The organism is Streptomyces sp. NPDC088785 (genome assembly GCF_044750685.1).
GTDB lineage: Bacteria > Actinomycetota > Actinomycetes > Streptomycetales > Streptomycetaceae > Streptomyces.
On the sequence record NZ_JBIVKH010000005.1, the window covers coordinates 88,969 to 100,250 of the forward strand.

The window sequence follows — 11,282 nt, forward strand, 5'->3', positions numbered from 1 at the left end:
GGTCCACGTAGCGTGGGCCCATGACTGCTGAGCGACTTGTGGTGATCGGCGGCGACGCGGCGGGCATGTCCGCCGCGTCGCAGGCACGCCGTCTGCGGGGCCCGGACGAGCTGGAGATCGTGGCGTTCGAGCGGGGGCACTTCACCTCGTACTCGGCGTGCGGGATCCCGTACTGGGTGGGCGGACAGGTCGGCGGGCGCGACGAGTTGATCGCGCGGTCGCCCGAGGAGCACCGGGCCAGGGGCATCGACCTGCGGACGCGGACCGAGGTGGTGGAGCTGGACGTCCGGGACCGGCGGGTGCGCTCCCGCGACCTGGCGAGCGGGGCCGAGTCCTGGACCCCGTACGACAAGCTCGTGATCGCGACGGGTGCCCGGCCGCTGCGCCCGGAGCTGCCCGGCATCGACGCGCCCGGGGTGCACGGGGTGCAGACGCTCGACGACGGGCAGGCGCTGCTCGACACCCTGCGGGCCACGCCGGGGCGCCGGGCGGTGGTCGTCGGCGCCGGGTACATCGGCGTGGAGATGGCCGAGGCGCTGCTGAACCGGGGTTACGAGGTGACGGTGGTCAACCGGGGCGCCGAGCCGATGTCCACGCTCGACCCGGACATGGGCCGTCTCGTGCACGAGGCGATGGCGGGCCTGGGCATCACGCTGGTGAACGACGCCGAGGTGACCGGGATCCGCACCGGTGACGACGGGCGGGCGCGGGCCGTGGTGACGCGGGACGCCGAGTTCCCCGCCGACGTCGTGGTGCTGGGCCTCGGGGTGCGGCCCGAGACGGGGCTGGCGCGGGCCGCCGGGCTGCCGCTCGGTGAGCACGGCGGCCTGCTCACCGACATGGCGATGCGGGTGCGCGGGCCCGCGGCGGGCGGGGTCGTCTGGGCGGGCGGCGACTGTGTCGAGGTGCTCGATCTGGTGTCGCGGCGCGAGCGGCACATCGCGCTGGGCACCCATGCGAACAAGCACGGGCAGATCATCGGGGCGAACGTGGGCGGCGGGTACGCCACGTTCCCCGGTGTCGTCGGGACGGCCGTGAGCAAGGTGTGCGCGCTGGAGATCGCCCGGACCGGGCTGCGCGAGAAGGACGCCCGGCGGGCGGGGCTGGACCACGTGACGGTGACCATCGAGTCGACGAGCCGGGCGGGCTACTACCCGGGGGCCGCGCCGATGACGGTCAAGATGCTGGCCGAGCGGCGCACCGGGCGGCTGCTCGGGGTGCAGATCGTGGGCCGGGAGGGCGCCGCCAAGCGGGTCGACGTGGCGGCGGTCGCGCTGACGGCCGGCATGACGGTGGAGGAGATGACGACGCTCGACCTGGGGTACGCCCCGCCGTTCTCCCCGGTGTGGGACCCGGTCCTGGTGGCGGCCCGCAAGGCGGTCGCGGCGGTGCGGGCGCGGGGCTGACGCCCCGCGCCGCGCTCAGTCGGTGCCCTCGATGATGCGGAAGTCGCGCTCGACCCCGTCGGAGAGGGCGGCCAGCGCCTCCTGGTAGGCCGCGCTCTCGTGCGCCGCGACGGCCTGCTCGAAGCTGTCGAACTCGATCAGGACGGTGCGCTCGGCGATTCCGGCGTCGTGCGCCACGACCCGGCCGCCGCGGGCGAGGATCCGGCCGCCCCCGGCCTCGACGGCCGCGGGCGCCAGCCGGTTGTACGCGGCCAGCTTCTCGGGGTCCGCGATGGTGCGGTAGGCGCTGACCCAGTAACCCTTGGGCATGGAACCTCCGGAGTCGGGAGCGCCTCTAGCGGGCGGTCCGGGTGTGGACGTAGTCGACGAGGCGGGTCAGCGCCTCGGGGTCGGTGGTCGGCAGGACGCCGTGGCCGAGGTTGAAGATGTGGCCCTCCAGGCCGGCGGCGGCGTCCAGGACCTCGCGGGCCTTCTCCTCGACCGCCTCGGGGGTGGAGAAGAGGATCGCCGGGTCGATGTTGCCCTGGAGCGCCTTGCCGGGACCGACCCGGCGCGCGGCCTCGTCGAGCGGGACGCGCCAGTCGACGCCGACGACGTCCGCGCCGGCCTCGCCCATCAGGCCGAGCAGTTCGCCGGTGCCGACGCCGAAGTGGATGCGCGGCACGCCGTAGTGCGCCACCGACCGGAAGACCTTCTCCGAGGCGGGCATGACCGAGCGGCGGTAGTCGGCCGGGGAGAGGGCGCCGACCCACGAGTCGAAGAGCTGCACGGCGCTCGCGCCGGCCTCGATCTGGACCTTCAGGAACGCGGAGGTGATCTCGGCGAGCCGGTCGAGCAGGTCGGCCCACAGCTGCGGGTCGCCGTACATGAGGGCCTTGGTGTTCTCGTGGTTGCGGGACGGGCCGCCCTCCACGAGATAGCTGGCGAGGGTGAACGGCGCGCCCGCGAAGCCGATGAGCGGGGTGCCGCCGAGCTGGGCGGTGAGCAGGCCGATGGCCTCGGTGACGTAGGAGACGTCGTCGGGGGTGAGGTCGCGCAGCTGGGCCAGGTCGGCGCGGCTGCGGATCGGGTGCGCCACGACCGGGCCGACACCGGGCTTGATGTCGAGGTCGATGCCGATGGCCTTGAGCGGGACGACGATGTCGCTGAAGTAGATGGCCGCGTCGACGCCGTGGCGGCGCACCGGCTGCATGGTGATCTCGGCGACCAGCTCGGGCCGCATGCACGACTCCAGCATCGGGATGCCCTCACGGACCGTGCGGTACTCGGGCAGCGACCGGCCCGCCTGCCGCATGAACCACACCGGGGTGTGCGGCACGGGCTCGCGCCTGCATGCCTTCAGAAAGGCTGAATCCTTGACTGCGTCGGTCGTCGCTGACGGCTGCTGGCCCGTGGCCTCGGTGTTGGCACTCACACGGGAGAGTTTCGCACGCTCGCGCCGCCCGCCGGGAACGGCGTCTGCGCCGGGTGTCCTTACCCGCGCCCGGCGCCCGTTCCCCTTAACCTTCCCCCGATGCCGACGACGCCGAACAGGATGAGTGAATCAGTGAGGGACGGGCAGAACGCTCGGGACATGAACGCTGCACAGAAGAAGGACGACACGGCGCCCGCTGCCCCTCCTGCCTTTCGCACGGCGGTCGACGCCCTGCGCGTCGCACGGCTGCGCCCGGAGATCGAGATCGACCCGACGCGCCCGCCCCAGCGCCTGGCTCCTTTCGCGTACGCGCTGGAGGCCGCGGTCATTGAGCCGGGCCCCGACTCGGACGATGCGGAGGCGCTGGCCGACGGTCGTCTGGTGCTGCTGCACGATCCGGCGGGGCACGAGGCGTGGCACGGCACGTTCCGGCTGGTGACGCTGGTGCGTGCGGAACTGGAGCCGGAGATGGCGGCGGATCCGCTGCTCCCGGACGTGTGCTGGTCGTGGCTGACCGGTGCGCTGCGGGCGCGGGGGCTCTCCTACGGGGAGCCGTCGGGCACCGTCACCCGGGCCAGTTCGCACTACTTCGGCGGGATCGGTGACCGGCCGGCCGCGTCGCAGATCGAGATCCGCGCGTCCTGGACGCCGCGCGAGGGCCGGGGCGGGGTGCCGGACACGGCGGCGCACCTGGCCGCGTGGTGCGAGCTGTTGTGCCAGCTGGCGGGGCTGCCGCCGGTCACGGCCGGTCCGCAGGGCACGGAGGGCGGAGCGGTGGTGACGCTGCCGCAGCGCAGGGGCCCGCAGACCCACTGATTCGAGGGGCGGTTTTCGGCCGCATAGGCCGTACCGCCCCTCTCGCATGTCCGCTGTCCGGGCGAATCCATTCGGTTCGATCTTCGGATGATCGATAACTTGTCCGAATTGGGTGAATTGTTACTCACCAAATCGTGATCTTTCTCTAAAGGCGGGCGGGTTTGCTGCCGAAGACCTCAGTGACCTTGAAAGCACGGTTCGTCCCGGCTTCACCCCCCGAGCCGGCTCCGTCCCGCACCCCAGGAGGCCTGGTGTCCGTTCTCCTCGAGCAGCCCGCAAGCCTGGTCGCCTACCGCCCGAACAAGCCGACCGCGATGGTCGTCGTGGCCGATCCGCGCGTACGTTCCACCGTGACCCGCCATCTGTGGGCGCTCGGTGTGCGCGATGTGATCGAGGCCTCGTCCGTCGCAGAGGCTCGTCCCCGCATCGGCAACCCCCGTGACATCTGCGTCGCCGACGTCCACCTCCCCGACGGGTCAGGACTGACGCTTCTCTCCGAAACGCGAGCCGCCGGCTGGCCCAACGGTCTCGCCCTCTCCGCCGCCGACGACATCGGTGCCGTACGCAACGCCCTGGCGGGCGGCGTCAAGGGCTACGTCGTCACCGGCACCCGTACCAACGTCGGCCTGCCGACCCGTCCCGGTGCCGCTCCGATCGGCTCAGCGGCCGCCCGGATGCACCGCCGCCCCCCGGGTGCCCCGAGCCACCCGGGCGGCTACCGCGAGCTCTCCGGCCGTGAGGTCGAGGTGCTCCGGCTCGTCGCCGAGGGCCAGTCGAACAAGGCCATCGGAGTCTCGATGGGCCTGTCCGCCCTGACCGTCAAGAGCCACCTCGCCCGGATCGCCCGCAAGCTCGGCACGGGTGACCGCGCCGGGATGGTGGCGGTCGCCCTGCGCACCGGAATCATCCACTGACCCTCCTCCGCACCCGCTGGCCGGATCTTTCCGGTTTACGCACCTCGAGCGCCCGTCGACGGAACGTTCCGTCGACGGGCGCCGTCCGTTCACAGATACCCTTGACAGGTGACCGACGCCCAAGAAACCGCAGCAGACAGCCCCCTGCGCACCTCCGGAGACCCGCGGCAGCGGCCGCACACGCCCTCGGCTCCGGACACCGACGTCACTGCTGACGGGGCACCGGTCCCCCTGCTCGAACCCCGCGAGGGCATCCCCGAGGTGATCGCCGACCCGGCCGCGCTGGCCGACGTCGTCGCCGCCTTCGCCGCGGGCACCGGGCCGGTGGCCGTCGACGCCGAGCGCGCGTCGGGGTACCGCTACGGGCAGCGCGCGTACCTGGTGCAGCTGCGCCGCGAGGGCGCGGGCACCGCGCTCATCGACCCCGTGGGCTGTCCCGACCTCTCCTCCCTCGGCGACGCGCTCGCCGACGCCGAGTGGGATCTGCACGCCGCCACCCAGGACCTGCCGTGCCTGCGCGAAATAGGCATGCGGCCCTCGCGGCTCTTCGACACCGAGCTGGCCGGGCGGCTCGCCGGGTTCCCCCGGGTGGGCCTGGGCGCCATGGTCGAGAACGTGCTCGGTTACGTCTTGGAGAAGGGGCACTCCGCGGTCGACTGGTCGACCCGGCCGCTGCCCGAGCCCTGGCTGCGTTACGCGGCGCTCGACGTGGAGCTCCTCGTCGACCTGCGGGACGCCCTGGAGAAGGAGCTGGACCGGCAGGGCAAGCTCGAATGGGCGCACGAGGAGTTCGACGCGATCGCCTCGGCGCCGCCCGCGCCGCCGCGCAAGGACCCGTGGCGGCGGACCTCCGGCATGCACAAGGTGCGGCGCCGCCGGCAGATGGCGGTCGTCCGGGAGCTGTGGACCGCGCGGGACGCGGTGGCGCAGCGGCGCGACGTCTCCCCGGGCAAGGTGCTGGGCGACGGGGCGATCGTGGAGGCCGCGCTGGCGCTGCCGCTGAACGTGCAGGCGCTCTCGGCGCTGCCCGGGTACGGGCACCGGATGGGGCGGCGGCAGCTGGAGCAGTGGCAGGCCGCCGTGGACCGGGCGCGGGAGCTGCCCGAGTCCGAGCTGCCGCAGCCCGGGCAGCCGGTCGCCGGGCCGCCCCCGCCGCGCGCCTGGGCCGACAAGGACCCGGCCGCCGCGGCGCGGCTGTCCGCGGCGCGGGCCGGGGTGACGGCGCTCGCCGAGACGCTGAACATGCCGCAGGAGAACCTGATCACGCCGGACACCGTGCGGCGGGTCTGCTGGGAGCCGCCGGCCGCGGCCGACGCCGAGTCCGTCGCGGCGGCGCTGGCCGGGCACGGGGCGCGGCGCTGGCAGATCGAGCAGGTCACGCCGGTGCTGGTGGCCGCGCTGTCCGCCGCGCAGGCCTGACCCGGCGCCGTCCGCGGCCCGCGTCGCGGCCGGTCGCGCCGCTCCCCGCGCCCCGGGTGGCCGTTCGCCCGCGGGGCGGGAGCGGGGCCGGGCGGGGTGTGACGTTCACCGCTCCGGCCGAGGGGGCTGGGCAGCATGGTTACCCACAAGTAGCATGTGGGTGAGCGCGCGCTCAGTCGCGCGCCGTGGCAGTGCCGTCCCGCATCTTGGAGGAGAGCCATCGTGCCTCGTACCGTCAGGGACGTCGTCTTCGTCGACGGCGTCCGCACCCCGTTCGGCAAGGCGGGCCCGAAGGGCATCTACCACGAGACCCGCGCCGACGACCTCGTCGTGAAGTCCATCCGGGAGCTGCTGCGCCGCAACCCGAACCTGGACCCGGCGAAGATCGACGAGGTCGCCATCGCCGCGACCACGCAGATCGGTGACCAGGGCCTGACCCTGGGCCGCACGGCGGGCATTCTCGCGGGGCTGCCGCAGTCGGTCCCCGGCTACTCCATCGACCGCATGTGCGCCGGCGCGCTCACCGCGGTGACCGCCACGGCCGGCTCCATCGCGTTCGGCGCCTACGACGCCGTCATCGCCGGTGGCGTCGAGCACATGGGCCGCCACCCCATGGGCGAGGGCGTCGACCCCAACCCGCGCTTCGTCAGCGAGAAGCTCGTCGACGAGTCGGCCCTGTTCATGGGCATGACCGCGGAGAACCTGCACGACCGCTACCCGCACATCACCAAGCAGCGCGCCGACGAGTACGCCGTGCGCTCGCAGGAGAAGGCGGCCAAGGCGTACGCGAACGGCAAGATCCAGCAGGACCTGGTGCCGATCTCGGTCCGCAACACCAACGCCGACGTGGGCGAGACCGGCTGGGGCCTGGTCACCGCCGACGAGCCGATGCGCCCGGGCACGACCCTGGAGAACCTGGCCGGTCTGAAGACACCGTTCCGCACGCACGGCCGCGTCACGGCCGGCAACGCGGCGGGCCTGAACGACGGCGCCACCGCGTCGCTGCTCGCCAGCGAGGACTTCGCCCGGGAGAACGACCTCCCGGTCCGGATGCGCCTCGTCAGCTACGCCTTCGTCGGCGTGGAGCCGGAGGTCATGGGCTACGGCCCGATCCCGGCGACGGAGAAGGCCCTCGCCAAGGCGGGCCTGACCATCGACGACATCGGCCTGTTCGAGATCAACGAGGCGTTCGCCGTCCAGGTGCTCGCCCTGCTCGACCACTACGGCATCGCGGACGACGACCCGCGCGTCAACCAGTACGGCGGCGCCATCGCCTTCGGCCACCCGCTGGCCTCGTCCGGCGTCCGGCTGATGACCCAGCTGGCCCGGCAGTTCGAGGAGCAGCCGGACGTCCGCTACGGCATCACCACCATGTGCGTCGGCTTCGGCATGGGCGCGACCGTCATCTGGGAGAACCCGCACTTCGAGGGGGACAAGTGAGCACCACCGCTGAGCTTTTGAAGGGTGCGGCCGAGCTGTTCCCCGGTGAGGTCGTGACCTCCGCGCACGTACGTCACCTGGAACTGCCGTACGCCGCCGGCCGGTTCGCCCTGATCACGCTGGACAACGGCTTCGACCACACCAAGCCGACCACCTTCGGCCCCGGCTCGCTGGCGAACCTGAACGTCGCCATCGACCAGGTGGAGAAGGAGGCGGCGGCCGGCGACATCGTCGGTGTCGGCATCACCGGCAAGCCGTTCATCTTCGCCGTCGGCGCCGACCTCAAGGGCGTCGAGCTGCTGAAGAACCACGACGACGCGCTCGCCATCGGCAAGGGCGGCCACGAGGTCTTCAAGCGCCTGTCGGGGCTGGCCGTGCCGACGTTCGCGTACTACAACGGTGCCGCCATGGGCGGTGGCGTCGAGGTCGGCCTGCACTGCTCCTACCGCACCGTCTCGAAGGCCCTCCCGGCCTTCTCGCTGCCCGAGGTCTTCCTCGGCCTGGTGCCCGGCTGGGGCGGCTGCGCGCTGCTGCCGAACCTGATCGGCGCCGACCGTGCGGTCTCGGTCATCATCGAGAACTCGCTCAACCAGAACAAGCAGCTCAACGGCAAGAAGGTGCACGAGCTGGGGATCGCCGACGCGATCTTCGAGGGTGCCGACTTCCTGGAGCAGTCGCTGATCTGGACGGCGAACGTCCTCAAGGGGGACGTCACGGTCGAGCGCCCGGACGTCGACCGCGGTGAGGCCTGGGACCAGGCCGTCGCGCGCGGCCGGTTCATCGCCGACTCCAAGGTGCACGGGGCGGCCCCGGCCGCGTACCGCGCGCTGGACATCATCGCCGCGGCGAAGAGCGGCGACCTCCAGGCCGGGTTCGACGCCGAGGACCAGGCGCTCGCCGACCTCATCATGGGCGGCGAACTGCGCGCCGGCATCTACTCGTTCAACCTGGTGCAGAAGCGGGCCAAGCGGCCCGCCGGCGCCCCGGACAAGTCGCTCGCGCGTCCCGTCACCAAGGTCGGCGTCGTCGGCGCCGGTCTGATGGCCTCGCAGCTCGCCCTGCTGTTCCTGCGCCGTCTGGAGGTGCCGGTGGTCCTCACCGACATCGACCAGGAGCGCGTCGACAAGGGTGTGGGCTACGTCCACGCCGAGATCGACAAGCTGCTCGGCAAGGGCCGCGTCAACCAGGACAAGGCCAACCGCCTCAAGGCCCTGGTCTCGGGTGTCCTCGACAAGGCGGAGGGCTTCTCGGACGCCGACTTCGTCATCGAGGCCGTCTTCGAGGAGATCGGCGTCAAGCAGCAGGTGTTCGCCGAGGTCGAGGCCGTCGTCCCGGCGCACGCCATCCTCGCCACGAACACCTCGTCGCTGTCGATCACCGAGATGGCGTCGAAGCTGAAGCACCCCGAGCGGGTCGTCGGCTTCCACTTCTTCAACCCGGTCGCGATCCTCCCGCTCCTGGAGATCGTGCGCGGCGAGCGGACCGACGACGCGGCGCTGGCCACGGCGTTCGGCGTCGCCAAGAAGCTGAAGAAGACCGCGGTGCTCGTCAAGGACGCCCCGGCGTTCGTCGTGAACCGCATCCTCACCCGCTTCATGGGCGAGATCCAGAACGTCATCGACGAGGGCACGCCGGTCGAGGTCGCCGAGAAGGCGGTCGAGCCGCTGGGGCTGCCGATGTCGCCGCTGGTGCTGCTGGAGCTGGTCGGCCCCGCGATCGGGCTGCACGTCTCCGAGACCCTGAACCGCGCCTTCCCGGAGCGCTTCACGGTGTCGCCGAACCTCGCGGCCGTCGTCAAGGCGGGCAAGCGCGGCTTCTACGTCTACGACTCCGGGAAGCCGGAGCTGGACCCCGAGGTCGCCGCGCTCCTCAAGCAGGGCGATGTCGTCCTGACCGAGGAGCAGGTCCGCGACCGGGTGCTCGATGCCGTCGCCCAGGAGATCGGGCTCATGCTCGACGAGGGGGTCGTCGCCGAGGCGCAGGACATCGACCTGTGCCTGATCACCGGCGCGGGGTGGCCCTTCCACCTGGGTGGCATCACGCCGTACCTGGACCGGGAGGGTGTCTCGCAGCGGGTGAACGGCAAGGCGTTCCTGGAGCCCGGGGTCGCCAGCGTCCCGGCGTAGTCCCGATCCGCCCGGTGATGGCCGCCCCCGCACTTCCGGTGCCGGGGCGGCCATCGCCGTTCCCACCCGCGCCACCGTCGTGGCTGGTCGCGCCGTTCCCCGCGCCCCTAGGTGGCCTTTCGCCCGCGCGCCGGTGGCCGCTTCTCGCGCCGTTCCCCGCGCCCCCGGGTGGCCTTTCGCCCGCGCGCCGGTGGCCGCTTCTCGCGCCGTTCCCCGCGCCCCGGGTCGCACCTCGTCCGCGCGCCGGTGGCCGCTTCTCGCGCCGTTCCCCGCGCCCCGGGTCGCACCTCGTGCGCGCGCCGGTGGCCGCTTCTCGCGCCGTTCCCCGCGCCCCCGGGTCGCACCTCGTCCGCGCGCCGGTGGCCGCTTCTCGCGCCGTTCCCCGCGCCCCTGGGTCGCATCTCGTCCGCGCGCCGGTGGCCGCTTCTCGCGCCGTTCCCCGCGCCCCTGGGTCGCACCTCGTGCGCGCGCCGGTGGCCGCTTCTCGCGCCGTTCCCCGCGCCCCTGAGGCATGCGCTGCGCGCAGCCTCTCCTCGGGGCTGCGCTTCGCGCGTCTCCTCGGGCCGGTGGACGGTGGGGTGTCTCGCTGATGAGATGGCGCACGCAGTGCGCATCTCAGGGGCGCGGGGAACTGCGCGACCAGCCCCCGCCGGGCCGCAGACGAAAGGCCACCCAGGGGTGCGGGGTGGGTCAGAAGGTGGGGGTCCAGGGGGTCAGGGCCAGGGCGGGGTCGGGCTTGCGGTGGGCGAGGAGGAGGCGGGGCTCGGCGCCGGGGAGGAGCACGGCGGCGACCACCCGCCCGCGGGCGTCCTCGGTCAGGGCCAGCCGGGCATCGGCCGGCAGCACGTCGCCGGACTCCGTCCACCAGGCCCCGGCACTCTCCGTCTCCGTCGGATACGCGGCGAACGCGACCCGCCCACCCCGGCTCCGCTGGGCCAGCAGCGTGCAGTCCACATCGTCCAGCCGGCACCGGACGGCGACAGGCGCACCGTCCCCCGCGGCCTCCACCAGGCGGACCGGCTCCTCGTCGCCGCGCCAGGCGTACAGGCCGCCGTCCTCGGTGACGTAGAAGAGCGTGGTGTGCCCGGCCGAGGTCGCCAGGGCGCACAGGCTGTCGGGGCGGACGGCGGCGGGCCGCGGCGCGTCGTCGAGGACGAGTGCGGCGCCCGGCTCGGGCTGCCGCCAGCGCAGCAGGCCGTCGCCGGTCGCGGCATAGAGCGTGATCAGGCCCGATTCGCCGGTGACGGCGGCCGGGCGGCCCCGGACCCCGCGGCCCTTCAGGTCGCGCCAGGCGCCCCAGCCGCCCTTCTCCGCCTGGATGCGCAGGCTCATGCCGCCGCCGTTGTTGCGGACGAGGACGTGGGCGCGGCCCTGCGCGTCCACGGCGACGGCGGGCGGGCCCGTGCGGTCGCCCTTCTTGTTGGGGTGGCCGATCGCGGACCAGTCGAGCGCGGACAGGTGCGGCTGGTAGTGGGTGGAGTGGACCAGCCCCGACTCGCCGGGGACGGTCGGGCGCCAGGCGGCCAGATGGGTGTATCCGAGGGCGCTGCGGGCGAGCGCGACGGTGTCCGGGTGGACGCGCTGGTCGCCGCCGACGGTGCGCGGGGCCGTCCAGGGGCCGCCGGGCGCGCGCTCCGCGCGGCAGACCACCGCGTCGCCCTCCGGTGCGGGTGCGTAGGCGCGGAGGCCGCCCTCGCGCCCGCGTATCAGCCAGTCGCCGTTCACGTGGTCCAGCTTAGGCGGGGGT

The 11,282-nt window shown here is 73.3% G+C and carries 9 protein-coding genes; 6 read left to right on the top strand and 3 right to left on the bottom strand.

The genetic code is table 11. The annotated features are described in order from the left end of the window. Positions 1 to 20: 20 nt before the first annotated feature. Positions 21 to 1,406, top strand: coding sequence for an FAD-dependent oxidoreductase (locus ACIP5K_RS17540; RefSeq protein WP_401410392.1), 1,386 nt, complete (start codon positions 21 to 23; stop codon positions 1,404 to 1,406). Positions 1,407 to 1,421: 15 nt separating this feature from the next. Here ACIP5K_RS17540 and ACIP5K_RS17545 read toward each other — a convergent pair whose 3' ends face one another. Both ACIP5K_RS17545 and hemE read right to left on the bottom strand, forming a co-directional pair. After that, positions 1,422 to 1,715: a DUF1330 domain-containing protein gene (locus ACIP5K_RS17545; RefSeq protein ID WP_401410394.1), complete on the bottom strand. Its 294-nt coding sequence runs from the start codon at positions 1,713 to 1,715 to the stop codon at positions 1,422 to 1,424. A 25-nt stretch (positions 1,716 to 1,740) separates the two neighbouring features. Next, entirely contained in the window at positions 1,741 to 2,820 is a 1,080-nt protein-coding gene (gene hemE / locus ACIP5K_RS17550; RefSeq protein ID WP_401410396.1) for a uroporphyrinogen decarboxylase, read from the bottom strand. Positions 2,821 to 2,979: 159 nt separating this feature from the next. Between hemE and ACIP5K_RS17555 the strand changes: the two genes are divergently transcribed. From ACIP5K_RS17555 to ACIP5K_RS17575, 5 genes are all read left to right on the top strand, one after another. Beyond that, positions 2,980 to 3,636: a DUF3000 domain-containing protein gene (locus tag ACIP5K_RS17555; RefSeq protein ID WP_401410398.1), complete on the top strand. Its 657-nt coding sequence runs from the start codon at positions 2,980 to 2,982 to the stop codon at positions 3,634 to 3,636. Positions 3,637 to 3,887: 251 nt separating this feature from the next. Further along, complete coding sequence (locus ACIP5K_RS17560; protein ID WP_019073943.1) at positions 3,888 to 4,550, top strand: response regulator transcription factor; 663 nt, start codon at positions 3,888 to 3,890, stop codon at positions 4,548 to 4,550. Between the two features lie 108 nt (positions 4,551 to 4,658). Then, entirely contained in the window at positions 4,659 to 5,969 is a 1,311-nt protein-coding gene (locus tag ACIP5K_RS17565) for an HRDC domain-containing protein (RefSeq protein WP_401410400.1), read from the top strand. A 222-nt stretch (positions 5,970 to 6,191) separates the two neighbouring features. Further along, positions 6,192 to 7,409, top strand: coding sequence for a thiolase family protein (locus ACIP5K_RS17570; RefSeq protein ID WP_401410402.1), 1,218 nt, complete (start codon positions 6,192 to 6,194; stop codon positions 7,407 to 7,409). After that, positions 7,406 to 9,535, top strand: coding sequence for a 3-hydroxyacyl-CoA dehydrogenase NAD-binding domain-containing protein (locus ACIP5K_RS17575; RefSeq protein ID WP_401410404.1), 2,130 nt, complete (start codon positions 7,406 to 7,408; stop codon positions 9,533 to 9,535). Before ACIP5K_RS17570 ends, ACIP5K_RS17575 begins: the two co-directional genes overlap by 4 nt. Before the next feature lie 690 nt (positions 9,536 to 10,225). Here the strand turns inward: ACIP5K_RS17575 and ACIP5K_RS17580 are convergent. After that, entirely contained in the window at positions 10,226 to 11,260 is a 1,035-nt protein-coding gene (locus tag ACIP5K_RS17580) for a hypothetical protein (RefSeq protein WP_401410406.1), read from the bottom strand. Positions 11,261 to 11,282: the final 22 nt, after the last annotated feature.